23 protein-coding genes and 4 tRNA genes are annotated in these 24,404 nt (G+C 72.0%); 10 read left to right on the plus strand and 17 right to left on the minus strand.

Features of this window, described 5'->3' with window-relative positions; translation table 11 throughout:
* Positions 1–15: 15 nt before the first annotated feature.
* From AC2H4J_RS11900 to AC2H4J_RS11925, 6 genes are all read right to left on the minus strand, one after another.
* A tRNA-Phe gene (locus AC2H4J_RS11900) sits at positions 16–89 on the minus strand.
* Positions 90–113: 24 nt separating this feature from the next.
* Positions 114–187, minus strand: a tRNA-Asp gene (locus tag AC2H4J_RS11905).
* A 44-nt stretch (positions 188–231) separates the two neighbouring features.
* Positions 232–304: transfer RNA gene (locus AC2H4J_RS11910), tRNA-Glu, on the minus strand.
* A 71-nt stretch (positions 305–375) separates the two neighbouring features.
* On the minus strand, positions 376–702 hold the full coding sequence (locus AC2H4J_RS11915; RefSeq protein ID WP_487465088.1) for a hypothetical protein: 327 nt from the start codon (positions 700–702) through the stop codon (positions 376–378).
* A gap of 46 nt (positions 703–748) precedes the next feature.
* Positions 749–2,266 (minus strand): metallophosphoesterase family protein, encoded by a 1,518-nt coding sequence (locus AC2H4J_RS11920; protein WP_487465089.1) that lies wholly within the window; start codon positions 2,264–2,266, stop codon positions 749–751.
* 10 nt (positions 2,267–2,276) lie between these two features.
* Positions 2,277–2,804 (minus strand): GtrA family protein, encoded by a 528-nt coding sequence (locus AC2H4J_RS11925; RefSeq protein ID WP_487465090.1) that lies wholly within the window; start codon positions 2,802–2,804, stop codon positions 2,277–2,279.
* 160 nt (positions 2,805–2,964) lie between these two features.
* Here AC2H4J_RS11925 and AC2H4J_RS11930 point away from each other — a divergent pair, with 160 nt between their 5' ends.
* Both AC2H4J_RS11930 and ppk2 read left to right on the plus strand, forming a co-directional pair.
* Complete coding sequence (locus AC2H4J_RS11930) at positions 2,965–3,846, plus strand: Rieske (2Fe-2S) protein (RefSeq protein ID WP_487465091.1); 882 nt, start codon at positions 2,965–2,967, stop codon at positions 3,844–3,846.
* 301 nt (positions 3,847–4,147) lie between these two features.
* Positions 4,148–5,113 carry a polyphosphate kinase 2 gene (gene ppk2, locus AC2H4J_RS11935; protein ID WP_487465092.1) on the plus strand — a complete coding sequence of 322 codons (966 nt, stop codon included), beginning with the start codon at positions 4,148–4,150 and terminating at the stop codon, positions 5,111–5,113.
* A gap of 6 nt (positions 5,114–5,119) precedes the next feature.
* Here the strand turns inward: ppk2 and AC2H4J_RS11940 are convergent, their stop codons facing one another.
* Entirely contained in the window at positions 5,120–5,563 is a 444-nt protein-coding gene (locus AC2H4J_RS11940; protein WP_487465093.1) for an HU family DNA-binding protein, read from the minus strand.
* 436 nt (positions 5,564–5,999) lie between these two features.
* Between AC2H4J_RS11940 and AC2H4J_RS11945 the strand changes: the two genes are divergently transcribed.
* The 5 genes from AC2H4J_RS11945 to AC2H4J_RS11965 all read left to right on the plus strand — a co-directional run bounded on the left by AC2H4J_RS11945 (position 6,000) and on the right by AC2H4J_RS11965 (position 8,456).
* The gene (locus AC2H4J_RS11945) at positions 6,000–6,884 is read left to right on the plus strand and encodes an alpha/beta fold hydrolase (protein ID WP_487465094.1); all 885 of its coding nucleotides are present in this window, start codon (positions 6,000–6,002) and stop codon (positions 6,882–6,884) included.
* Positions 6,885–6,910: 26 nt separating this feature from the next.
* Positions 6,911–7,075: a hypothetical protein gene (locus AC2H4J_RS11950; RefSeq protein ID WP_487465095.1), complete on the plus strand. Its 165-nt coding sequence runs from the start codon at positions 6,911–6,913 to the stop codon at positions 7,073–7,075.
* Entirely contained in the window at positions 7,075–7,686 is a 612-nt protein-coding gene (locus AC2H4J_RS11955) for a TetR/AcrR family transcriptional regulator (RefSeq protein ID WP_487465096.1), read from the plus strand. The genes AC2H4J_RS11950 and AC2H4J_RS11955 overlap by 1 nt, the downstream gene beginning before the upstream one ends.
* Positions 7,687–7,916: 230 nt before the next feature.
* Positions 7,917–7,992: transfer RNA gene (locus AC2H4J_RS11960), tRNA-Lys, on the plus strand.
* A gap of 104 nt (positions 7,993–8,096) precedes the next feature.
* Positions 8,097–8,456: an MmcQ/YjbR family DNA-binding protein gene (locus AC2H4J_RS11965; RefSeq protein WP_487465097.1), complete on the plus strand. Its 360-nt coding sequence runs from the start codon at positions 8,097–8,099 to the stop codon at positions 8,454–8,456.
* 61 nt (positions 8,457–8,517) lie between these two features.
* On the opposite strand, the gene AC2H4J_RS11970 is transcribed toward AC2H4J_RS11965, so the two are convergent.
* Together AC2H4J_RS11970 and AC2H4J_RS11975 are read right to left on the minus strand one after the other, a co-directional pair.
* The gene (locus AC2H4J_RS11970) at positions 8,518–9,129 is read right to left on the minus strand and encodes a RipA family octameric membrane protein (RefSeq protein WP_487465098.1); all 612 of its coding nucleotides are present in this window, start codon (positions 9,127–9,129) and stop codon (positions 8,518–8,520) included.
* A 49-nt stretch (positions 9,130–9,178) separates the two neighbouring features.
* The gene (locus tag AC2H4J_RS11975) at positions 9,179–11,230 is read right to left on the minus strand and encodes a cyclic nucleotide-binding domain-containing protein (protein ID WP_487465099.1); all 2,052 of its coding nucleotides are present in this window, start codon (positions 11,228–11,230) and stop codon (positions 9,179–9,181) included.
* A 131-nt stretch (positions 11,231–11,361) separates the two neighbouring features.
* Between AC2H4J_RS11975 and AC2H4J_RS11980 the strand changes: the two genes are divergently transcribed.
* The 3 genes from AC2H4J_RS11980 (at position 11,362) to AC2H4J_RS11990 (ending at position 13,081) form a co-directional block, all read left to right on the plus strand.
* On the plus strand, positions 11,362–11,877 hold the full coding sequence (locus AC2H4J_RS11980; RefSeq protein ID WP_487465100.1) for a putative immunity protein: 516 nt from the start codon (positions 11,362–11,364) through the stop codon (positions 11,875–11,877).
* A 31-nt stretch (positions 11,878–11,908) separates the two neighbouring features.
* Positions 11,909–12,148: a hypothetical protein gene (locus AC2H4J_RS11985; RefSeq protein ID WP_487465101.1), complete on the plus strand. Its 240-nt coding sequence runs from the start codon at positions 11,909–11,911 to the stop codon at positions 12,146–12,148.
* Positions 12,149–12,448: 300 nt separating this feature from the next.
* A complete protein-coding gene (locus AC2H4J_RS11990; RefSeq protein ID WP_487465102.1) occupies positions 12,449–13,081 on the plus strand; it encodes a hypothetical protein in 633 nt (210 codons plus the stop codon).
* A 3-nt stretch (positions 13,082–13,084) separates the two neighbouring features.
* Here AC2H4J_RS11990 and AC2H4J_RS11995 read toward each other — a convergent pair whose 3' ends face one another.
* From AC2H4J_RS11995 to AC2H4J_RS12030, 8 genes are all read right to left on the minus strand, one after another.
* Positions 13,085–15,610: an HAD-IC family P-type ATPase gene (locus AC2H4J_RS11995; protein WP_487465103.1), complete on the minus strand. Its 2,526-nt coding sequence runs from the start codon at positions 15,608–15,610 to the stop codon at positions 13,085–13,087.
* A gap of 40 nt (positions 15,611–15,650) precedes the next feature.
* Positions 15,651–17,438: a diguanylate cyclase domain-containing protein gene (locus tag AC2H4J_RS12000; protein ID WP_487465104.1), complete on the minus strand. Its 1,788-nt coding sequence runs from the start codon at positions 17,436–17,438 to the stop codon at positions 15,651–15,653.
* 121 nt (positions 17,439–17,559) lie between these two features.
* Entirely contained in the window at positions 17,560–18,669 is a 1,110-nt protein-coding gene (locus tag AC2H4J_RS12005) for an alkaline phosphatase family protein (protein WP_487465105.1), read from the minus strand.
* Positions 18,666–19,925: an alkaline phosphatase family protein gene (locus AC2H4J_RS12010; protein WP_487465106.1), complete on the minus strand. Its 1,260-nt coding sequence runs from the start codon at positions 19,923–19,925 to the stop codon at positions 18,666–18,668. The genes AC2H4J_RS12005 and AC2H4J_RS12010 overlap by 4 nt, the downstream gene beginning before the upstream one ends.
* Before the next feature lie 62 nt (positions 19,926–19,987).
* Complete coding sequence (gene phaZ / locus AC2H4J_RS12015; RefSeq protein WP_487465107.1) at positions 19,988–20,845, minus strand: poly(3-hydroxyalkanoate) depolymerase; 858 nt, start codon at positions 20,843–20,845, stop codon at positions 19,988–19,990.
* Positions 20,796–22,553: a PHA/PHB synthase family protein gene (locus tag AC2H4J_RS12020; RefSeq protein ID WP_487465108.1), complete on the minus strand. Its 1,758-nt coding sequence runs from the start codon at positions 22,551–22,553 to the stop codon at positions 20,796–20,798. The genes phaZ and AC2H4J_RS12020 overlap by 50 nt, the downstream gene beginning before the upstream one ends.
* Positions 22,554–22,695: 142 nt before the next feature.
* Positions 22,696–23,316 (minus strand): phosphatase PAP2 family protein, encoded by a 621-nt coding sequence (locus tag AC2H4J_RS12025; RefSeq protein ID WP_487465109.1) that lies wholly within the window; start codon positions 23,314–23,316, stop codon positions 22,696–22,698.
* A complete protein-coding gene (locus AC2H4J_RS12030; protein WP_487465110.1) occupies positions 23,313–24,401 on the minus strand; it encodes a lysylphosphatidylglycerol synthase transmembrane domain-containing protein in 1,089 nt (362 codons plus the stop codon). The genes AC2H4J_RS12025 and AC2H4J_RS12030 overlap by 4 nt, the downstream gene beginning before the upstream one ends.
* Positions 24,402–24,404: the final 3 nt, after the last annotated feature.

The raw sequence follows: 24,404 nt of genomic DNA on the forward strand, positions 1-24,404 counted from the left end.
GGCGATGTCGTGCTGTGGGCAGGGGCGGGGTCGAACCGCCGACCTCTCGCTTTTCAGGCGAGCGCTCGTACCGACTGAGCTACCTGCCCCGGCCGGTGACGAGCACCGGGCGGCGACCCTGACGGGACTCGAACCCGCGACCTCCGCCGTGACAGGGCGGCGCGCTAACCAACTGCGCTACAGGGCCTTGCTGTGGAACCGCGTGCTGTGGAACTGCATTGCTGTCGTGCGTGCCCCCAACGGGGTTCGAACCCGTGCTACCGCCTTGAAAGGGCGGCGTCCTGGACCACTAGACGATGGGGGCTCGTAGTTCGCCGGGGGCGGAAGAAACAATACATGCCGTCCTGGCGCACTCCGGCCGGGGGCCTGACGGGGTCAGCCGAGCGACGCCGTGATCTCCAGCGTTCCGTCTCCCACCGTGGTGCAGGTGACCGACAGGGGACCCGCGCTGACGCTCTCTCCCTCGGCGCAGGACACGCTCGTGTCCCCGACGCCGAGGGTGGCGCGCCCGTCCTTCGTGCCGGCGAACTCGAGCTTCTGGCCGAGGATCTCGGCCGATGCTCCCTCGCTGCTCAGGCTGGCGGTGCACTTCGTGCCGGAGCAGGAGACGTTGTCCGAGCTGAGCGAGCAGCCGGTCAGCACGAACGCCCCCGCGAGCAGCCCGACGGCTGTCCGGACGGCACGGGCACGCGAAGAGGACATGGGCGCGAGAGTAGGGGGCGCACGGCGCCGGAACGGGGAGGCCGGGTCAGCCGGTCGGGGACGACGGCGCGCCGTCCGCCGGGGAGCCGGTGCCCACCGTGGCGTCGTCCTTGGGCACGACGGTCCGCTGGATGGTCACCTCGGTCACCCCGAGGCCGCCGAGGGTGATCTCGTCGTAGGCCCGCAGCGCCCCGGTCGTCGGGTCGAGGTAGAGAACCGTGCAGGTGAGCGGCGTGGGCTTCTCGCCCTGCAACCCGCGCAGACCGGCCCCGCCGGTGGAGCCCTCGACCATCAGCCGGGTACCGCCGTCGAGCACGGAGACCTTGCGCTTGTGGGTGTGCCCCGCCAGCACGAGCGGCACGTCACCGTCGAGCGGGACCGCCTGCTTCGGGTCGTGCACCATCGCGATGGCCGGTGCCTCCGGAAGTTTCTTCACGACGGCGTCCAGGGCCTGCCCGGAGGCGGTGAGCACCGAGTCGCTGGCCGTGTCGTCGCCTGTGGTCTTGTCCGGGGTGAAGCGCGGATCCTTGGTGCCGACGATCTCGATCCCGGCAACCGTCATCGCGGAGTCGTCGAGCACGGTCGCGTTCGGCTGCGCGGCGATGAGGGCAGCCGTGGTCTCGGAGTCGTGGTTCCCGCGGATGTACACGTAGGGGACGCCGAGGCTGCCGACCGATCCGATCAGCTGGTTCTCCGGTGCGCTGCCCCAGTCGGTGATGTCGCCGGTGTCGAGGACGCCGTCGACCTTGAACTGCTCCACCACCTGCCGCATCAGGTCGAACCCGGCCGGGTTGAGGTGGAGGTCGGACACGTGCAGGAGGGCGACCGTGTCGTCGGTGCCGCCGGGCGAGGGTAGGGCGGAGATCGTCGCGTAGAGCGTGCCGACGTTGGCGACCAGATCCTCGAGGGAGGCGCGGTAGGCGTCGAAGCGCGCCACGATGTCCTGCGCATTGCCGATCAGGCTGTTGGCGTTCACCAGCAGCCCGGTGTACTTCGGCTGGGACAGTGCCTCGGGCCGCCAGGTCGCGGCACCGAGTCCGGCCGTGGCGACGAGCAGCACGGCGGTGAGGCCGCCGGCGATGGCCGTCTCCCGCCACCGGCGAAAGGTGAGGAGCGAGGCCGCCGCGGCACCGAGGATCGCCACTCCGGTGGTCACCAGTGCCAGGCGGACGACCGCGCTGCGCAGGTCGTCGGACACCTGGTTCACCACGCCGGCGAGCCGGACCGGGTCGCTCGCGAGGGCGCGGGCGCGCTCCGGGTCGACCCGCTGCAGCCCGATGTCGAGGCGCAACGGCCCGTCGTAGACGTCGACGGACAGCGCGCCGAGCGGGGGGACGGCGACGGCGGCCCCGCCGCCCACCGGCCGGAAGGCGAGGGAGGCGTCGAACGGGCCGATGGGTGCCGATATCCGGCCCAGCAGCAGGACGGCGATCACGGCACCGGCCACGGCGACCGCGAGGCGCAGCGCCCAGCGGCCGGCGACGTGCGCCCGGTGCGGCCACACCGCGGGCGGGGCCGCGGTCGGGTCGCTGCCGGTGGTGCCGGCTTCGGTCGACGCGCTCACCCGCGCCAGGCTATCGAGCGGCGGGCAGACCCGTCGGGCGGAAGATCCAGCGCAGCGCGATGAACCGGATGAGGCCGATGGCTCCGGTCACCGCCGTGACCAGTGCGATCTGGAGGCCGGCCGGGACGTCGTCGGCCGCCGAGTGCACCCAGCCCAGGGCGGCGGTGGTGGCCAGCAATCCGACGACGGCGACACCGCCGGCCTCGACCTGGGCGCTGAGCCAGCTCACCCGGTCCTCGGCCCGGAAGGTCAGCCGGCGGTGCATCTCGTTGGCGAGGACTGTGGACGCCACGGTCGCCGCGAGGTGCGCCGGCAGGTAGCCCAGAGCACTGAGGGCGAGGAAGACGAGTCCGTACACGAGGGTGGCGGCGCCGCCGACGATCACGAACCGGCCGAACTGCGCGGCGGCGTCGTCCCGTCGCAGCCGCGCGACGATTCCGCGAACCGCCGCCCGGAGGTGTCGCGCGCGCGACACGTCGCCGAGGAACTCGGCGGCGGGCCGGTAGCGCTGCAGCAGCGACGGGCAGGTCACGGTCATCCTCTCGGTCCTCGGGTGAGCGGGTTCAGGGCTCCTCACCTCGGCAAACAGGTCTTCGGCACGAACATGCCCGACGGATCGGACAATCCCCCGTGTCCTTGATCACGTCCGGTGCCTTCTCCGGGCGTCGCGGGGGCGTGACGGGGGTAGGGGTGGGCGCATGAGCCTCATGGGGATCCTCGATCGGGTGGCCGACGCCTCCGCGATCGACAAGGTGGCCGAACCGGTCCGTCGCGTCGTCCAGGGAGCGCTGAGGGCACAGCCGGTCAAGGACCTGCTGCACGGCACGTGGCTGGGGCATCCGGTGCACCCGGTCCTGGCGCAGGTGCCGGTGGGGACGTGGCTGTCCGCCGGCCTGCTGGACCTGGTCCCGCCGCTGCGGCCGGCCGCCACCACGCTCATCGGTGCCGGCGTCGCCGCCGCGGTGCCGACGGCGCTCGCCGGGGCCGCGGACTGGTCGGAGGCGGGGCCGGGGGTCCGGCGCCTGGGTATCGTCCATGCCGCCGCCAACACCACCGCGCTCGGCCTCTACGTGGGGTCGCTGGTGGCGCGCCGGAAGGGCCACGGGGCGCTCGGACGGGGGTTGGCCTACGTGGGCCTGAGCATTGCCGGCACGTCTGCGGCGGTCGGCGGCCACATGTCCTACTCGCAGTCGGCGGGGGTGTCCCACTCGGCGACCACGGCGCGGGCGCTCACGTCCGACTGGATCGACCTCGGGCCGATGGACGACCTGCCCGAGGGGCGGCCGACGCTGCGGACCGGCAAGGGGAGCAGCGTCGCCGTCCCGCTGGCCGTCGTCCGCCGGGGAAGCCGGGTCGACGTCTTCGTGGCGACGTGTTCGCACCTGTCGGGACCGCTGGACGATGGGTCGGTCGAGGTGGTCCGCGGGGCGGAGTGCCTGGTCTGCCCGTGGCACGGATCGGCGTTCGACCTCGACTCGGGTGAGCCGCGGCGCGGGCCCTCGGCCGTCGCGCAGGAGAAGCTGACGGTGCGGATGTCCGCGGGCCGGGTGCAGGCAAGGGTGGAGCCGCGCAACCGCTGAGAAGAAGCCGGCCCGGCCGCCCCGGGGGGAACGGGTCAGCCGGGCCGGGGTCGGTACCGCGGGCGCTGGCGCCGCGGACACTTCCGTGGGCCGGGGGCAGGACGACGTCGTCCGCCACCCGACCGGACGGTGATGACGGTACGTAGTCGGTGACTACTCACGGCATCCCCTGATCGGGTGGAAGAGCCGCCGAGGCGGTGACTCACCGCACACCTGCACCGTTCCGGGTGTCGTCCGCGGGGCCCTCGCGCGGGAGGAAGATGGCGGCGCCGTGCGTCATCGCCCGGGGGGAGCGCCCGTCGTGTCACATCCCCGATTCCTGCCCTCCCTGGGAGGTGACGGCGACGTCATCGACCTCACCAAGTGGCGGCTCAACGACCTGCCCGACGAGAACTCGGACGAGGACTGGGACGACGACCGGGAACTCTTCGGCCCCGACGGGCAGCTGGTCCAGACGTGGCGCGAGGGCTACCCATACGACGACCGCATGCAGCGCCGGGAGTACGAGATCGCCAAGCGGCGGCTGCAGATCGAGCTGCTCAAGCTGCAGGGCTGGGTGAAGGAGACCGGCCAGAAGCTGGTCGTGGTCTTCGAGGGCCGGGACGCCGCGGGCAAGGGCGGCACGATCAAGCGATTCACCGAGCATCTCAATCCCCGCGGAGCGCGCGTCGTCGCCCTCGACAAGCCCACGGAGCGCGAGCGCACCCAGTGGTATTTCCAGCGATATGTGCAGCACCTCCCCTCGGGCGGGGAGATCGTGCTGTTCGACCGGTCCTGGTACAACCGCGCCGGCGTGGAACGGGTGATGGGGTACTGCACCGAGGAGGAGTACCAGCAGTTCCTCCGCCAGGCGCCGGTCTTCGAGCAGATGATCGTCAACAGCGGCATCCACCTGATCAAGCTGTACTTCTCGGTGTCCCGGGGCGAGCAGCGGACGCGCTTCATCGTGCGACAGATCGACCCGGTGCGACGGTGGAAGCTGTCGCCGACCGACCTCGCCTCTCTCGACAAGTGGGAGGACTACACCGAGGCCAAGGAGGCGATGTTCCTGCACACCGACACGTCGCACGCGCCGTGGACGGTCATCAAGAGCAACGACAAGAAGCGGGCCCGCCTCGCCGCCATGCGGCACGTGCTGTCGCAACTGGACTATGAGGACAAGGACCCGGCCAAGGTCGGCGTCCCCGATGCGCGGATCGTCGGATCGGCCGCCGATGTGCTCGAGGAAGACGCAGGCCCGATGGCTTCCGGCACGGTCCGGGCCTGATCCAGCTCAGCCGGCCTTCTTCTTCGCCTTCTTCCCGTTCTTGCCGGTGGCCTTCTTCGTCGCCTTCTTGCCGCCCTTCGCGGGCTTCTTGGGCTTCTCCCGGACGGCGGGACCGGATACGACAACCGGCGGTGCGACGGCCGTCGCTGTTTCGCTGACCGCCGTGGTGGCGCCATCCGGCGTGAGCAGCGACCGGAACCCGGCGCCAGGACGAAACGTCGGTGCGACCGATGCGGCGACCTGGATCGCCACTCCCGTCCGCGGGTTGCGTCCGGTCCTCGCCGCCCGCTCGCGGCGATCGAAGGTGCCGAACCCGACCAGGGTCACGCGCTCGCCGCGGGCGACGCTGCTCGAGATCTCCTCGAGGACGCCGTTGACGGCGGCCGTGGCGGTCGCCCGGTCGCCGCCGAGCCGATCGGTCAGCCTGGTGACGAGTTCGGACTTGTTCACGGATCTCCTTCGCGGGCAGTGGTCTTCGGCACGGGCGACTTCCAGGCTCACCTAAGCCGCCCCGCCGACCAGGCACAACGGGACGCGGCCCCGCGCAGGGCCCGCTCGCCGCAGGTGTGAACGCGCCCGGCGGTAGCCTCGGCCCGGGCCGCGAGGCATCCGGACGTCGCCTGCGTGGTCCGGAGCGTCCTTGTGCACCCACCGGGCCTCTGGTGGATGCAGAAACCCTTCTGCCTGCGTTTTCGTCCTGACTCCGAACGGCCCGGTCGGGTGTTCTCGGTACGCCCGCATGGTCGCCGGGGAATGCGCCGCTGCGTCTCCTGGAACGGCTCGCCGCGGTCCACCCAGGCAGCTCGGCGTATGACCGGTACCGCGCCGTGGCCACCAGGACACTCGTTGTGATACACCTGTATCACAACGAGCGGGGGGCGTAGCCGTGACCGAGGACCAGCAGCTGTCGACCTTTACCAGCGAGGCCGCACGAACGCGATTCTGGTCGGCCTACGACCGCACGCTGGCGCGCCTGTGGCCGCTGCCCGTGGAGGCCGACGACGTCGACACCTGGGCCGGTCGAGTGCGGGTCTACCGCGCCGGCGGTCGTGGACCGGACCCTGTGGTGCTGCTCAGCGGCGCCGGCGGGAACGCGCTGGGCTGGTACCGGTACGTGGCTCCGCTGGCCCGGCAGCGGCCCGTCGTGGCGGTCGACCCCCTGGGTGAGGCCGGCCGGTCGGTGCAGACGCAGCCGATCACCGACGGTGCGGCGGCCGCCCGATGGCTCGAGGACGTCCTGGCCGCGCTCGGCGCCGAGCGCGCCCACCTGGTCGGCTCCTCCTTCGGCGGCTGGCTCGCTCTGGAGCTCGCGCGCCGTGCTCCTGGTCGGGTCGCGGCGGTGACGCTCGTCGACCCGGCCGGGCTGTCGTCCGTGACCGGTCGCTTCTACCGCTGGGTCATCCTGGGCGGCCTCACCGTCCTGCTGCCTGCCCGGCTGCGCCACCGCGCCGCCCGGCGGCTGGTCAACGGCACGCTGCTCGAGGACGACCTGATGCGCCTCGGATTGGCCGCGCGAGGCTTCCGCCGCCGCCTGCCGAACCCCCCGGTGTGGTCCGACGAGGAGCTCGCCGCCGTCCGGACGCCGGTGCAGCTGCTGCTCGGCGCCCGCAGTGCCCTGCACGACTCGACCGCCGTCGCCGCGCGGATCGCCGCAGTAGCGCCGTCCTGGCGGGTCGAGATCGTCGAGGGCACGGGCCACGCGCTGCCGGTGGAGGCACCTGATCTGGTCCTCGACCGCGTGCTCGCCTTCTGCCCGACGACCGACGCCTGACCCGCCGGCACCCACCCAGGAGGAACATGCTGCTGCAGATCGTCGTCCTGTCGCTCGCCGTCGGTGGGCTCGCCCTCGCCGGTGGCCGGGCATCAGCACCCGAGGAGCCCTGGTCCCACGTGCTCGTGTGCCTGGTGCCCCTGTCACTCATCGCCGGGACCGTGCTGACCGTGGCGGCATCGGCGGACTGATGCCCCGACACGTCGACCACGAGGAGCGCCGCCGGCACATCACGGCGGCGCTCCTGACGGTCGCCGGCACCCGCGGTCTGCAGGCGGTGACCATGCGGGAGGTCGCCGCGGAGGCCGGGGTCTCGCTCCGGCTGGTCCAGTACTACTTCACTGACAAGGCAGGGCTGCTCGCCTCCGGCCTGGCGGAGCTGGCTGCGCGGCTCGACCGGCGGGTGCGGGAACGTGCGGCGGCACTCGGGGAGGGACTCCCGCCGCGCACCGTGCTGGAGGTGGTGCTCGGCAGCATCGTCCCCGACGACGACGCGTCGCTGGACGACCGCCGGGCCTGGGCCGCCTACTTCGCCGTCGCCCTCACCGACCCGGCGCTGCTCGGTGGCGCGACGAACTACCCCGAGGCCCTCGAGGGGTACCTCGCGGGGGTGGTGGCCCGAGGGCAGGAAACCGGCGATGTCGCGGCCGAGCGGTCCCCCGTGATGGAGGCGGCCACCCTGCTGGCGTTGACCAACGGCCTCACCGACGGCGTGGTCGCGGGACAGCGCAGCGCGGAGGAGGCCCTGGCCCTGCTGGCGTACCGGCTGGACCGGCTCTTCAGCAGCGGCGGGCGCGGGTGACCAGCGTGCGGGCGGCGAGCTCCTCGTCCAGCGGGTAGTCCGCCCGGACCAGGGTCAGCTCCGCGGCCGGGGCCACCGGCACCTCGCTGGCGGTCGGCGAGTAGCTCGCGGCGCTCCTGTCGGCGAGGCCGGGTGTCGGGAAGCGGGCGGTAGCCTCGCACCGGGCCGCAGAGCCCCGGATGTCTCACGCGTTGTCTGGTGAGTTGTCTGGAGGATTTTCTGCACCCACCGGGCCTCTAGCTCAATTGGCAGAGCAGCGGACTTTTAATCCGCGGGTTGTGGGTTCGATCCCCACGGGGCCCACCACCAGCGAGTTCGAGTTCCGGTTCGTCCGGGCCCGGTTCGGCTGATGCTTGACACCTGCTCCGGCTGACCCTCGACACTCCTCCGATGGGGAGTCGGTTCTGATCGTGGCGGTGATCGCGGACGTCCGGCCGCTGGGCGCCGAGTTGGAGCGCTCGTACGAGGTGTACGTGCGCGGCAGGCTGAAGTTCCGCGTCAAGCAGATCGTCTACGTGGCGTTCTCCCTCGACGAGACCACGATGGGGTTCGCATACCCCAAGGAGGAGCGGGACGCGCTCGTCCTGGGCGAGCCGCGCAAGTTCCAGCTGCCGGCGGCGTCCGACCTGCGCTTTCACTGGGTCCACGCAGACCTCGCCGCCCTGGATCGGACCGAGGCCCGGGAGCTCGTCGTCGACGCCTGGCGCATGGTCGTGCCGAAGAAGCTCTCCCGGGGGTACGACCTCCTCCATCCCAGCGGTCCGGGCTGAAGCACGGGCCCGCTGGGGCACCTCCGGTCGGCAGCTCCCGGGTGGCTCGTGCTCCGGGCTCTCAGGCGAGCAACAGGACGACGAGGCCCACGGTGTAGGCGGTAGCGAAGAAGGCCGGCACCACTTGCTCCACGTGGCTCAGCGGCCAGTAGCGCGATGGGTCCTCACCGCGACCCAGCGCCTCCCACTCCGCCGCCCAGTACGGGGACGCGGGCAGCCGCTCCTCGAGCGCTCCCACCACGGCGTACTTGGCGGAGTTGAGCTGCCGGTACGACCGAAGCAGCCAGAACCATGCCAGGCACTGGCCCACCAGCACGAGCCAGGGAACGACGACAAGGGCACGCGTGGACTGTGCGGGGTGCTGCCAGAGGACACCGATCAGCGTGAAGATCGCGGTGTTCAAGGTGAGGAAGAACGTGTTGGCCAGCCCGCGTCGCGCGCTGACCCGGTCGGCCATCTCGACGTAGATCTTGTACTGCTCCAGGACGAGGGCGCGGTCGTCGGCACTCTCCTCCGGGCGGACCGGTCCGGACGGGGCCCACAGAGCCCGTCGGACGGAGTCGAGCGCCGGGGAGGGGGCGGTTCGGACGTACCTGTCGAGCGCCCGCTGGACAGGAGAAGGCTTTGCGGGCGTCCGGGACGAACCCTGCGGCGCGGGTGCGGAGGTCACCATCGCCCCTCTCCCCTCAGGATTCTCAGCCCTCTGACCGCGCGCTGACCGATCATGTCCGCGGGGCAGCTGCACCGAAGACATGACCGATCTCGCGGCTGCTGAGCAGGGGCGTCTCCTTGAGACCCGACCGTATGTCGCGCACCGTGGCGATGGCCTCCGCGATGGCCCCCTCTTCGTCGGATCGCGCATCGATCATGGTGTAGGGCAGCTTGTAGTCGTCGAGGTCGCCGCCGCGGAGAGCGACCGGGACGATCCAGGGCTGCGTGAAATTGCCTTCCCTGAAGTCGATCTCCTTCTGAACCCAGTTCTTGTCCTGCTGCTTGACCATCACCTGCGGTGAGATGAAGGCGAGCAGCACCAGGGAGTCGAGCAACGACGTCTGGATGCTGGCCGTGAAGTGCGTCCCAGCCTCCGGCTTGTCGACATAGACGCGGAGTCCGGCACCTTCCAGTCGCTCCTTCCATCGCTCTACGGTCTCGCCGTCGCCGAAGTTGTAAGAGAGAAACGCGTCGTAGTAGTAGCGGCCGGCGAGCTCACGCGTGACCGCGGACACGACCTCGTTCTGGTTCGTCTCCGGCAGGACCTCCAGGGCTGTCGCTCCGATGTGGAGGAACTTCGCCGGCCCCTTGGTGAGGACGTACTCGTGATCGGGGAAGACGACTCTGCCCGGGAGGTTCGCGTACGTCAGCGGAAGTTCGGAGCCACGCAGGTTCTTCTGACTGTTCGAGCGGCTCTCCAGACGGCCCGACACCAGGACGAACAGACCCTCACCCTTCGTCTCCGGACGCGCTTCGGTGAGCCGGCTCAGACTGACGGGGCCGGAAGAGGACTGCCACGTGATGACGCAGCAGTAGTTCCGCATGTCCTGCAGCAGGCTGTCCCAGACAGCTTCGGCCTGGGTCAACGGGCCCTTCTCGCCGGGCCCGACGAGGTATCCGGCCTGCTTCGCCACGTGCTCGAGCGCGCGGGCGGTGATGAACGCATCAACACCCTTGCGAATCTCGTCCTTGCCAGGCGTTCGATCCAGGCGAGCCAGGAACTCCTCGAAGGAGAAGGCCAGCAGAGCGGTGTCGGCAAGAGTGATCAGGTCCGCCGTCCGCTTCCGGTTGAGCGCGAATGCGAGTTCGCCGACAACGTGGCCCTGCCGGAGAATGGCAGCAGGATTCTTGGCGCGGCCTTCGCCGTCGGCCCCGACGTGGAAGACGCCCACCTGGCCGCGCAGGATCACGAACATGGTGTCGCCGTCGTCCCCGTAGTGGCAGATGACCTCGTTGTAGCGTCTCTCCACCAGCTGTCCGACCCGAACGACTTCCCGCAACGCTCTGGCATCGAGGTTCTGGAAGAACGGGTTGAAGTCGTGACCGGGCTTCTCGCCGGTCGACTCGTACCAGAAGTCCATGGGCATGAGCTGACGCAAGACGCGATCGACGTCGCGATCGAAGGCGTTGATCTGCAGGCGCCGCTTGGCGACGTAGAGCGCTTCCCATGCGTTCGCCGCGGCCGTGGTCGGTAAGGGCACCTGCGGTTCCACGGGAGGCGGCCACCGTGACTCGAGCTCGGGTTGTGACAGCGACATCAGATGCACGGGATACGGGCCCTTTCCCTTGTAGGAGAGGGTCCGTGGCTCATGGAAGGTGGCAATGGTCAGCCCCCTCGCCTCGACCGCGGCGCGGAACTCGTCGGAGACGACGATTCCCTCGTCTCCCACCGCGGCGAGGATGGCGCCGGCCTGGTTGATTCCTTGGCCCACCGGCTGCTGACGTCCGTCCGCGCCCGGGAAGTAGGACACCTTGCCGGCGTGGCAGGTGACCCGGAGTGGGACGTGCTCGCGGAGTGCCCACCCCCTGAGCGCTGCCGCGAGGTCGATGGCGTCGGCAAGGGCAGCGCCAGGTATCAGGACGTGACCCCCGTCGCCGCCCGAGGCCCATACCGCGCCACGGAGGGCGGGCTTGGCCATCGCCTCGTGGACGACGGCGTTGAGCCCTTGTTCGCGGGAGACCTGAATGCTGTGCTCCGCGACCCCGGAGTGGCCGACGATGTCGCACGAGACGATCAAGGCGTCGGAGATGTCGGCGGCGATAGCGTCACCCCGCTTCCGCAACGGCTCCTAGCAGTCTCGCGGGAAAAGTATGAGGACGCCCGATCCGCGTGGGAAGGACCCTGTGCCGCGGACGACCGGCGCGCCGGTCATCGCACGCCGCGATCGGGTCCGTACCGCCTTACGGTCGCACGGTGATCCTGCCGAACGTCCGGGACCCACGATTCATCACCGTGCGCCGCGGCGGAACGCTGACCGACGACGACCATCGCCTCCTGGCCCTGTGGGCGGCCGCCTGCGCGGAGCACGTCCTACCTCTCTTCGAGGCGGTGCAGCCGGCGGACCCCCGGCCCCGCCAGGCCGTCGAGGAAATCCGGGCATGGGCGCGCGGCGAGATCGCGATGTCGCAGTCCCGCGCGGCGGGCGGTCACGCGATGGCGGCGGCCCGGGTGCTGAGGGGACCGGCTCGGCACGCGGCATTCGCCGCCGGCCAGGCCGCGGTGGTCGCGCACGTCGCCGCGCACGAGCTGGGCGCGGCGGCGTACGCCATCAAGGCGGTGCGTGCCGCGGTGCCCGCAGCCGAGGCCGAGGACGCCGGACGGCGCGAGTGCCGCTGGCAGCGCGACCAGCTCCCCGACGCCGTCCGTGAACTCGTCCTGGACGACCAGCGCATGCGCAACGAGATCTGCTGGTCGGTCTTCGACTGTTGACGCCCCCGGCGCGAGGGTCGAGCGTGATCCCATGGCTGCTCCCGATCCGCAGATCGCCGGTTTCGCGGTCACCCTCGAGGTGGTCGTGCCGTTGGAGGTCGCGCAGCGGGCCGCGGACCGGTTGGACGCCGAGTGGCACCGGGAGGGCTGGTCCGCCGAGGCGGCGGCCTACGTCGCCGCGGAGAGGGCGCTCAAGGCGGCGGGACTGCACCACGAGGTCCACCTGAGCACCCGAGCGGTGAACGCGGGGGAGCCCGGCTCCTCCGGCTGACCGAGGCGCCCCTACCAGCGGCGATGACACGCCGCCGTGGTCGGTCGTCGACAGAGTCAGCGCAGGTCTTTGGTGGTTTTCCACGCTCGGGAAGGGTCGCCCTGTCGACAAGTAGGCGGGCTCTGAGCGTGGTCGGCGCGCCCGTTCCGGGGCGTCGGCAACGATTCGAGAACGCGCGCGACTCGACGTGTCGAGGGTCCCGGATGTGAGCCCTCGTGCACCTATCTTTCTCGTGTCCGCCATGGCTGGCGGTGGCTGTCGTTCCTTCCCCGGCGACAGTGTGTTCACGGAGTGGGCTTGGTGAGTTTCGTGCGTGGTGTTTCCAGCGGTGAGGTCGTCCTCGACGCCCCCGTCTGTCAGGGCTGGTGGTTGTTCGTCGACGACGAGAACGGCCCCGGCCGGATCGTCGCCGGGCCGTTCCCGGATCGGTCCGAGGCCCGGTGGGCCGCGGATTCCTACGAGGGTGAGCTGCCCCTGGGTGTCCGTTCGGTCTACGGCGTCCGTCGAGCGGACGGCGTCCTCAACCGGCGACCCTCCCCCCAGGACTGGGCGTGGCTCGCCCACCTCGGTGACCAGCTGGAGCGCCTGACCGACGACTGGGACACGCTGCTGTCCGACGAGGACCCGCTGACGACGCTGGTCGTCGAGATCACCGCCTCGCTCGCGGAGGCCGGCCTGCCCCTGCACGACGCCGACGGGGCCGGCGCGGAGATCGGCGGCGCCTGCCTGATCCCGCAGCCCGAGCTCGGCGGCATCGTGGTCACCTGGCGGCAGCACGACCGCATGACCATCGACCAGGTCCACGGCTCCACGCCCACTGCGTCCGTCCAGCACGTGATGAACCGCGCCGTGGCCGATGTGCTCGCCGCCCGCGGATTCGTCGTCGACACCTTCGGGGGTGCCACCGGCCACGTCGTCCGATCGGCCGCCTGACGGTCAGTTCCTCGACGCCATCGGGAGGTGCGCGACTCCCAGGAGCCGGTCGAGGACCCGGAACCGGTACGCGGCGGAGAGGCCGACGAACCAGACCGCCAGCACCGGCAGCACGGTGGTGTACACGGGCGGGGCCGCGCCGGTGAGGTCGAAGTAGGCCGACACCGCCGGGGTGAACAGTGCCCCGGCGAGCACCGCGAGCAGCCCGGCCACGAGGATGGTGGGCCGCTTGTCGCCGGTCGGGCGGGTCCAGGCGGCGAACAACCGCGTCGGCGGAGCGAGGAAGAGGATCAGCAGGATCGACGCGATCGACACGAAGGTGGACAGGCCGGTCTGCGCGCCGATGGTGGCCGCCGCGTCGGTGAAGCCCGGGTCGCCCCGAGTCAGCCCGGTGTAGCGCTCGAACTCGGCGACGACGGCTGCCGGCACGTGGTCGTCGGTGAACGCTGACGCGACCCTCGTGTACAGGGCCGCGTACACGGCGACCCCGCCGCCCGCGGTCAGCAGGGCGGCCGGGACGACGAAGCGGCCCAGGGTGCCGAGCAGGTACGGATCGGGGGCCGTGGGCCGCGCCCAGGCGGTGAGGAAGAGGGTCGGGACGCCGACCGTGAACAAGGTGAGGCCGCCCTGCGCGGGGGCGTACGGGAAGCCGAGCCCGAGCATGGTGACCGCGACGATGACCAGCCCCTGGGTCGCCACTCGCGCGAGGAACACCTGGGTCGACGTGGCGATCCCGGAGATGATCCGGCGCCCCTGCAGGCGGGCCGGCAGGAGGGCGCCGATCGAGTCGTCCAGCAGCACGATGTCGGCGACGTCGCGGGTCACCGCGCTGCCGCTGCGCATCGCGACGCCCACGTGCGCGGCCTTCAGGGCGCGCGCGTCGTTGACGCCGTCCCCGACCATCGCGACGTAGCCGCCCTGACGGCGCAGGGCCAGCACGATCCGCTCCTTCTGCTCGGGGGCGACCCGGCCGAAGACCGATCCGCCGGCGACCACCGCCTCCAGCTCGGTGTCGGAGAGCTCGTGCAGCCCGCCCGCGTGCACCGGAGCGGTGTCGGGCAGCCCGGCGCGTGCCGCGAGGGCGGCGACGGTGTCGGGGTCGTCGCCGGAGAGCACCTTCAGAGCGATGCCCTCCTCGCCGAACCGGGCGAGGGTCGCCGGCACGTCGGGGCGCAGCTCGTCCGCGAGGGCGACCACGGCCAGGGGCTCGAGCGCCGGGAGCACGGCCCGGCCGTCCGCCCCGCGCAACGTCACAGCGGGATCGGTGGCGCGGGCGAACACCAGCACGCGCAGCCCGGCGGCGGTCCGCGCGCGCACCACGTCGGTCAGGTCGACACCGTCCAGTGCAGGGGTGAGGGCTTCGGGGGCGCCGAGCACCCAGGTCGCGCCGTCGGTCTGCAGGGCGCTCCACCGCAGCGCCGAGCTGAACGCCACCTCGTCCCGCACCGGCACCGGATCGCCGGGCAGGTGAGCGGCCAGCGCCGAGCTGGTCAGGTTCGGCGCCCCGGTGCTGCGGGCCATCGCGCCGAGGGCCTCCGTCACCGCTGTGGCGTCCGTGTCCCCGGCGGGGAGCACCTCGGCCACCCCGAGCCGGCCCGTGGTCAGGGTGCCGGTCTTGTCGGTGCACACGACGTCGACGTTGCTGACCGATTCCACGGCGTTCACCCGCTGCACCAGGGCGCCTGCGCGGGAGCTGGTCACCGCCCCCGCGGTGTAGGCCAGCGCGATGAGGAAGAACAGGCCGTAGGGCACGAGTCCGGACAGCACCGCCGAGGTCTGGACGACGCGCAGCAGGCTGAAGCCCTCCAGCGCCGCCTGCAGCAGGATCGCCCCGCCCATGAGGACGACGAGCACCATCGTGAGCCGGATGACGAAGGCGATCCGGCGTTGCAGCGGGGTGATGTCGGTGGAGTCGCGGCGGGCCTCGGCGGTCAGCCGGTTGGCGTAGCTGGACGCGCCCACGTCGCGCGCCAGCTGCAGGCCGGCACCGCCGGCGCAGTGCGACCCCGACAGCAGGCCCTCACCCGGCAGCCGGCGCAGCGCCTCCGACTCGCCGGTGAGCAGCGACTCGTCCACCTCGATCGCGCCCTCGATCAGCGGCCCGTCGACGACCACCTGGTCGCCGGGCCGCAGCCGGACGACGTCGCCGCGCACCACCGCTTCCGGGATCACGTCGGTGTCCCGGCCGTCCCGGACGACGACGACGGTGCCCCGGGCGAGCAGCTGGAGCCGGTCGAGCTGCCGTTTCGCCCGGATCTCCTGCACCGCGCTGATCGCGGCGTTGAGCACGCCGATCCCGACGCTGATGAAGGCGTCGCTGAACCGTCCCATCGCCAGCAGCGCGCCGCCGATGACGAACAGGATCGTGTTGTAGAGGGAGAAGACGTTGGTGCGCAGGATCCGGGCATAGGTCCGGGAGGTGCCGGTCACCGAGACGTTGCTATCGCCGCGCCGCAGCCGGGCCGCGGCCTCGTCGCTGGACAGTCCGGTGACCGGGGCGGCCTGGTCCAGCCGGATCTCCGCCGTCACGCGTCCAGCGTGCCGCAGGAAGCTGTGCGATGGCTGTACATCAGCCGGACGTCGTCACCGGCGCCGGCTGGGGCTGGTCCTGCTCGAGGGCCGGGTCGTAGAACACCGAGATGCCGCGGCCGCCCCGCTTGGCCGTGTACATGGCCAGGTCGGCCCGCCGGATCAGCCCGTCGATGTCGGTGTCGGGGCCGGAGAAGGCCACGCCGATGCTCGCGTCGACCTTCGCCGTCCGCCCGCCGCCGAGGTCCACGTCGAGGGCGAGCGCGGCGCGGATGCGGTCGAGTGCGGTCTGCACGCCGCCGTCGTCGATCGGGCCGTGCAGCAGCACCGCGAACTCGTCGCCGCCGAGGCGGGCGGCGGTGTCGGCGCTGCGCACGCACTCGTGCAGTCGCTGGGCGAACACCTTCAGCAGCAGGTCGCCGGCCTGGTGGCCGAACGTGTCGTTGACCGGCTTGAACCCGTCGAGGTCGATGTACAGCACGGCCGGCCACTGGCCGTTGCGGCCGGCCAGGTGCAGGTCGTGCTGGGTGCGGTCCAGGAACAGGGTGCGGTTGGGCAGCTCGGTCAGCGGGTCGTGCATCGCCGCGTGCCGCAGCTCCTCCTGGAGCTCGACGACCCGCCGCAGGTCGGTCTCCAGCCGTCCCCGGTCCAGGGAGGTGGCGACGTGCCGGGCGAAGGTCTCGAGCAGCGCGAGGTCGCTGCCGGCGAAGGTGCCGACGTCGCCCAGGCGACCGGAGACCAGCAGCAGTCCCTGCACCCGGCCGTCGGTGATCAGCACGGAGATCATCGCGTCCTTGAGCCCGTGCCGGGCGGCATAGCGGTCGAGCTCGGCGGCGTGCGCGGTGCCGGTGCGCAGGGTGAACGACTCGTGCTCGGCGGACCAGGCGACCAGGCGGTCGGCGTCCTCGCGGCGCTCCAGCGGGAGCAGCGCGACGGGTTTCTCGCCGTCCCGGCTGCGGCTCAGCGTGGGGAGGGCGTCGTCCTCGCCGAACAGCACGAGCTCGGCGGACCCGGCACGGAACGCGCCGCGCACGGCGGTGAGGAAGTCGGTGAGCGCGGTCGGGGCGTCGTCGCTGTTGTACAGCAGCGACGTGACCTCGTGCAGCAGGCGCAGGTTGGTCTGCTGCTCGCGTGCCTTGGTGTATGCGCGGTAGGCGGCGATCAGCAGGCCCGAGGGCAAGGCGAGCAGGACCAGCGAGGCGGGGTTCTGGGCCGCGGTCTGAGCCGCGAGCAGCCCCATCGCCGCGATGCCGAGCGCGAAGGGCAGCGACAGGGCGAGCATGCGCGGCAGCTCGCGCAGCGCCAGGGATGCGCCGGAGACCCGCATGACCGCGTACACGCAGGCGGACGCGGTCATGGTCGACACCGCGACGGCGGCCAGGGCGGCGATCCAGGCCCAGGCCCCGGTCAGCGCGGTCGCCCGGGCGAGCGTGCCGAACACGATGGTGCCCAACGACGCGGCCAGCGCGTACTGGGCGGCGTTGAACGCGAGCTTGAGCCCGAACTGGCGCCGGTGCAGGGCCAGGCCGACGGCCGCGCCTGCCACCTGGGCGGCGACCAGCGCGCCCGGTGCGAGGAGGTACAGCCCGGCGACGAACACCAGGTCGGTCATCGAGAAGGAGTGCGAGTCCCGCTGGAGCTGGACGTGCACGACCAGGACCTCGGTGAGCGCGAAGGCGGCGACCCAGGCGATCCACGGCAGGTGCAGCCCGGAGACCGGGCCGGGCAGGTGCGGGACCACGGCGGCACACAGTGCTCCGGCGGCCGTCGCGAGGACGGCCACGAGCAGGACGATCCGATTGCGGACGGCGAGCGGCGCCGAGGTCATCGCCGGTCTCCTTCCGCCCGATGCCGTGGGGTGTTCCTTCTGCATCGGCATCGACCGGCGAAGCTGGAGGGATGATGGGTGGAGTCGCTCCACTCACCCCTGCGGAGGAGAGCAGGGTCCGTCAGACGCGTGCGTTGTACACGTCCAGGCCGAACCGGTCGAGGCCCGGCGTGGCCGCGTAGCCGAGCCTCGGCAGCCCGAAGAGCTCCTCGATGCTGGCCAGCAGGCTGTAGTGGTTGTACGGCGTCGTCGACCAGGTGCCCGGGCGGACGAAGGGGCTGATGACCAGGGCGCCGACCCGGCCACCGCCGAGTCCGGTGATCCCGGGCAGCGCCGAGTTCGGGGCCGGCCCCTCGCCGCAGCAGGCGGCGGAATCCGACTGCGGACCGTCGGACTCGTCGAAGGTGATGACCAGGACGCCGTCGCTCCGGAAGGCCGGTGACGACGTGATCAGCGGGATCCACTGCTCCAGCCATGCGTCGGCGCTGACCAGGCCGCCCGGCTGCCCGTCGACGCAGGGCGCGTCGTGCCCGTCGTGGCAGAGGTTCGGCGTGATGTAGGAGAGCGACGGCGTCGTCGACGCTGAGCGCAGGTCCGTCGGCAGCGCGGACAGGTCGACGACCCGCTGCGCGCAGGACGGCGAGTCGATGATCGAGTGGAAGTAGACGAACGGGTTGTGCCGCGCCGCGTACTGGTCGCCGACCTCGGCCTGCTGGGTGTCGTCCTGGGTGTCGAGGACCGGATGGCGGCACGGCGTCCCCATGTCCTCCATGTAGCCCTTCCAGCTCAACCCGGCGGCGGTGAGCTGACCCGCGACGGTCGGCACCGTGGCGGGGTAGACGCAGCCCTGCCCGACCGCCTGGCCGGGAGCCACGGTTCCGCCGCCGACGAAGTCGGTGTAGAGCTGGCAGTCGCCCCGCGTCTGCGGGTTCGGCCCCTGCCCGGAGATCTGGCCGAGGTAGTTGGGCAGCGAGTTGTGCGCCGTCCCGTAGTACTGGGTGAGGAGCACCCCTTGCCCGCGCAGCGTCTGCGCGAGGTACGGGGCCTTCGAGTCCGGTCCCCAGGTCTCGTCGTAGCCCTTGTTCTCCAGGTTCACCACGAAGACGTGGTGCGCGGGCGGCAGGTAGGCCGACGCGGGGCCGGGGCGCGCGGTCGCCGAGCCGGTGAGACCCGTGACCGCCAGCGCCGCCGCGGTGAGGATCAGCAGCAGCCGGCGTCGTCCGTGTGTCATCCCAGGTCCCATCCGGCCGCCACGGCCAGGTCTCGGAGCGGGCCCCACTCCGCCGACTCCGCCTGGGCCGCCGGGCACGGCACGCCCGCCGGAGCAGGACGGACGACGTAGGGCGCGGGTCTGCGGCGCAGCGGCGCCTGGAAGTCGAGCACCTCGGCGAGATTCCGCGCGTTCGCGTCCCGCGGGGTCAGCGGCGCCAGACCCCAGCGCCACTCGATCGCGCGCAGCACCGAGGTGTGGTCGTACACGCCGTGCGCCACGGCACCGCGGCGGGCCCTCGGCGAGACGACGAGGGCCGGCACCCGGAAGCCGCGCAGTGCGTTCGCGGGGTCGGCGTCCGGCGCCTTCTGCGGTGGCACGTGGTCGTAGAAGCCGCCCCACTCGTCGTAGTTGACGACGAGCAGCGTCCGTTCCCACGCCGGGCCCGTGACGACCGCGTTGTACACCTGCGCGAGGAACTCCTCGCCCGACCGGACGTCGCCGTGCGGATGGTCGTCACCCGACGTGCCGCGGTCCTCGTCCTCGAACCGCGGGTCGACGAAGGACACCTCGGGGAGGTTCCCGCCGGCGCAGTCGGCGAGGAACTGGGGGAACGGCGCGGAGATGCCGAGGTACGTCGAACCCCACAGCGCGATGAACGGGACGTCGGAGAAGTAGTAGCGCCCGGTGAGGCCGGCGTCGGCGAGCCGGTCCCAGATGGTCGGCAGGGTGGTGGTGTCGAAGGAGTTGTGGACGCGGTCGGTGCGGGCCGCGTGCTGGTAGAAGCGGTTGGGATAGGTCTCGGCCATCGTGGCGGCGAAGTACCGGTCGCACACCGTCCAGTCGGTCGCGGCCTGGCGCCAGAAGTCCAGGTCGGCGGCGGTGTAGTAGCCGATCGCGAAGGGATCGTTCCGGCCCGCCCGCAGCCAGCCGTCGCACCTGCCCCGGTTGAACTCGATCCGGCCGCCCTCGTAGGAGTGATCGGGATCGGGGTGGGCGCAGCCCTGGAAGTCCGACAGGTGCCAGGTCGTGTGCGGTACGCCGTAGCGGTCGACGAAGCGCAGCCCGGCCTGCCGGCCGTCGGCCCCGCGCACCCACCCGGTGAAGTGGTCGAACGAGCGGTTCTCCATCATCACCACGATCACGTGGTCGATGCCGCTGCGCGCCGGTGCGGGCAGTCGGCTGCCGGCCGCGGCGGTCCACGGGACGGCGAGCGCCAGCCCGCCGAGGGCGGTGGCGCCGCACGCGGTCAGCATGCCGCGGCGGGTGAGGTCCACGCAGGCACCGTGCCGCGCCGGGCCGTCCCGCGCATGTCGAGAACCAGGTGTTCATCGGCGGTTCAGGCGTCGAGGAACTCCTCGATGACCGGCGCGAGCACGTCGGCCTCGGTGATCAGCGCGATGTGGCCGCCCGGATAGAGGTGCAGCCGGGCGTTCGGCAGCAGGCGGGCCATGATCCGTGCGTTCGCCGCCGGGATGATCGGGTCGTCGTCCCCCATGACCAGCAGCGTGGGCTGCCGGATGAGCTTCAGGAACGGCAGGCTGCTCCAGCCGGTGCTCGCGGCCAGCTGGTAGTAGTAGCCCCGCCGCGGGCCGAGCCGGGTCGCCGAGTGCAACGCTTGCGCGGCGCGCTCCGGGTGCGTGCGCATCGTGCCGCCGTAGATCTCCCCGGCGATGCTGCGCGCGTACTCCGGGTCCCGGTGCCGACGCGGCGTGAGCATGTGGGCCAGCACCCGCGGGTCGGCCGGCACCATGAGCGACCCGGTGGCGGTGGCGGTCAGCACGAGCCGGCGCACCCGGTTCCGGTACTGGACGGCGAAGTGCTGGGCGAGGCCGCCGCCCCAGGACAGCCCGAGGACGTCGAGCTGCCCGTCGAATCCGAGCCGGGTGAGCATGCCGGCGACCACCGGGCTGAACGTGAACAGGTTGTAGGGCACCACCGGCCGCGGGGAGCCGCCCACCCCCGGGACGTCGAAGCGGATCACCGTGCGCCGCGGATCGAGGGCGTCGAGGAAGGGCTGAAGCACCTCGAGGCTGGCGCCGATGCCGTTCATCAGCAGGAACGGCGTCACGCTCGAGTCCGTGCCGGGCCGGACGGATACGCGCAGCGTCCGGCCGGCCGCAGTGACCGTCCGGACGTACTCCCGACTACTTGTCGAAGACATACGTGCCGGGCGCCGCCGCCAGCTCCTCCACATCGGCCGCGACGGATGCCGCCGGCACCTCCTCGCCGGAGCGCTCGCCGAGCCAGGTCATGAAGTCGGGCCACCAGGAGCCCTGCACCGTCTCGGCGTTCGCCAGCCACTTCTCGGCGCTCGGCGGGTTGGACTCCGCGACCTGGAACGTCGACTTCGGGTTGCCCGGCGGGTTGACCAGCGACGCGATGTGCCCGCTGGTCGACAGGATGAACCGGCTGTCACCGCCGAGCAGCTGCGTGGTGCGGTAGCAGGCCTGCCACGGGCACAGGTGGTCGGCGATGCCGGCGGTGACGTAGGAGTCGACGTCGACCGTGGACAGGTCGACCGGGGTGCCGAGCATCGTCGCCTTGCCCGGCTCGGTCAGGGCGTTGCCGATCGCGATGTCGATGAAGTCGCGGTGCAGCCCCGCCGACATCCGCGTCGTGTCGGCGTTCCAGTAGAGGATGTCGAAGTTGGGGGGCCGCTTCCCCTGCAGGTAGTTGTTCACCCAGTAGTTCCACACCAGGTCGTTGGGCCGCAGCCAGGCGAACACCTCGGCCAGCTGGGCGCCGTCCAGGTAGCCCTTGCGGCGCGACTTCTCGGTGGCGGCCTTCACCGACTCCTCGTCCATGAGCGCGCCCACCGTGCCGGCCTTCGACCAGTCCAGGACGGTGACGGCGAGGCTCAGCGCGGCGACCCGGTCCAGCCCCCCGGTGGCGGCCAGGTGGGCCAGCAGCATCGTGGTGATGATGCCGCCGGAGCAGAACGCCTGGAGCGACACCTTCTCCTGACCGGTGACACGCTGGACGGCGTCCATCGCGTCGATGATCGCCTGGCCGTAGGTGTCGAGGTTCCACCCCGCGTGCCGCTCGTCGGGGTTGCGCCAGGACATCATGAAGACCTGCTGGCCGGCCGACACGTAGTGCTCGACGATGCTGCGGCCGGGCGCGAGGTCGGCGATGTAGAACTTGTTGATCGTCGGCGGCACCATCAGCAGCGGGACGGCGCGCACGTTCTCCGTGGTCGGCGTGTAGCGGATCAGCTCGAACACGTCGGTGCGGAAGACCACTGCCCCCGGGGTGTGGGCGAGGTCCTCGCCGACGGTGAACGCGTCCGGGTCGATCATCGACGGCACCCGCGGGGGCGTGGTGAGGTCGCGCAGCATCTGGCGCACGCCGCGCACCACGCTGGCGCCGCCGGTGTCGATGGCCGCCTTGACCGACAGCGGGTTGAGCACGGGCACGTTGCTGGGGGCGAGGGCGTCGACGATGTTGGTGGCGGTGAACCGGATCCGTTCGTCGTCCTGCCAGGAGAGGTCGGCGTCCTCGATCAGCTCCCACGCGGCGCGCGCCGTGGCCAGGTGCGCCTGCATGGCGCGCTTCAGCAGCGGGTTGCCGGTCCACGCCGGGTCGGCGAAGCGCTTGTCCTTCTTCCCGGGCGCGAGCTCCGAGCTGCCGGCGGCCACCTTGCCCAGCTCGCGGACGAACTCGCCGGCCCGCTTGACCACCGTTCCGGGCTGCTGAGCCAGGGCGGACCCGAAGCGCAGGGCGGTGCCCGCCGGGGGCACGAGCCGGCGCAGGGGTCCCCGGGCGGCGTCCACGAGCACCATGTCCAGGCCCATCACGGCCTCGGCGGCGTCCCCGGACGACTCGGCCGGCCCGGGGCGCTCGGGTTCCGGCGCGGCCTTCGCAGCCTTCTTCGGGCGGGTGGTGGTGGCGGGCTGGGCCATCGGGACTCTCCTCCGGACGCGCGGCAGCGGGACGGCTCCCGGGGAAAGGTCCGCTGCGCCGTCCCCCGAGGCGTTTCCGTGACCCCGATCACTCAACCACAGATTGCGGAACAGGGCAGGCCGGTCGCCCGACGGCAGGGCCTCAGCGCGGGTGTCCCAGCAGGAGCCGGACGCACCCGCCCACGGCGACGCCCAGCCCGACCCCGCCGACCAGGTCGAGGGGCAGGTGGGCGCCGACGTAGACCCGGGTCAGGCAGACGACGACCACCAGCGTGACGACGACGATCCGCGCGCGGCGCCCCAGCCATGGCCAGGCCACCGTCGCGAGCCCCGCGAGCGTGGCGGCGTGGCCCGAGACGAAGCCGCGGCCCAGGGCTTCGGCACCGCGGATCACGACGCCGGAGAGCAGGCCGTCCGGCCGGCCGCGGGGGACCAGCCCCTTCACGACCTTGGCCGCCGCGTAGGTGCCCGCGCCCGCGAGGAGCAACTGCACCGCGAGCAGCCACCGGCGCAGGGCCGCGGCGACCACGACCGAGGCGGGCACGACGAGGACGTTGCCGAGCTGCATGACGGTCCAGACGACGGCGAACGGCAGCACGGTGGTGCCGTTCAGCACGGAGAACACGGCGGCCTCCGCCGGCGACACCGAGGAACGGTGGACCGGCAGCGCCGCCAGCACGAGCACGAGCGCCCCGACCGCGATCAGGACGCCGTCCGACCACGACCGGGTCGACCGCCGTCCGGGTGCCGCGATCGCGGTCACACCGACTCCGGCACGAGGGGAGTGCGCGGGGCGGTGTTCGGCGCACGCCGCCAGGAGTGGTTGCGCCGCCAGAAGACGTAGGTGGCCAGCCCGAGCGGGATCGGCAGCACGTACGTCAGGGCCCGGAAGATCAGGACGGCGGCCGCCACCTCCACCCGCTCGCCGCCGGCCGCCGCCAACCCGGTGATGAGCGCGACCTCGATGATCCCGAGCCCGCCGGGCGTGAACGGGACGGCGGTGAGCAGGCGGGCGAAGGCGAACACGGCCAGCGCCTCGGCCAGGTTCACCTCCGCGGCGCCGACCCCGGTGATGCGCAGGGTCAGCAGCAGGACGGCGAACAGCGACAGGTGGCTGACCAGCGTCGCGAGGGTGATCCAGTGCCAGCGGGCGTGCAGCAGCAGCACGGTGCGCTCGCGGAACTTCGCCGTCGCCCGGTCCCAGCCGGTCACGGGACCGCCGCCGAACGGCCGGCGCAGCGCCGACACGACCGCCGCGGCGCCGCGGCCGATGCGTGCCGCGGCCGCTTCGCTGCGCAGGAGCAGGCCGAGCAGCACCACCGCGGCGACCAGCGCGCCGACGCCCAGGAGGCCGGACAGCACCCGACCCGGGGTGGGCGGCGACGAGAACGCCAGCAGGACCAGCGCCAGCACCGGCAGCCCGAGCTTCACGAAGTTGTTCCACAGCCCCGACACCAGCAGCGAGACCGTCGTCCGCGAGCGGGAGAACCCCCACGAGGTGTTCATGGCGTACGTCAGTCCCAGCGAGATCGCCGCCCCGCCGACGACCGTGTTGGACACCGCCGTCGTCGTCTCGGTCGACACCGTCGCCTGCCGCAGGTTCATGCCGGGCGTCGTCGCGACCATGACGAACTGGTAGGTCGCCAGGTTCCAGAGCGCCGCCGCGAGCAGGACGCCGATCTGCAGCCCGCTCATGTCGCGGACCGTCGTCCAGATGCCGGAGATGCTGGTGAACTGCGGCAGGAACCAGAAGAAGACCGCGCCGACGAGCACCAGCGACAGCACCGGCGGCAGTACCCGCCGCCAGGTGGGCCGGCGGCCGGTCGAGGACGACTCGACGGTGGCCACGGC

It is taken from the genome of Blastococcus sp. OS1-29 (assembly GCF_057628075.1).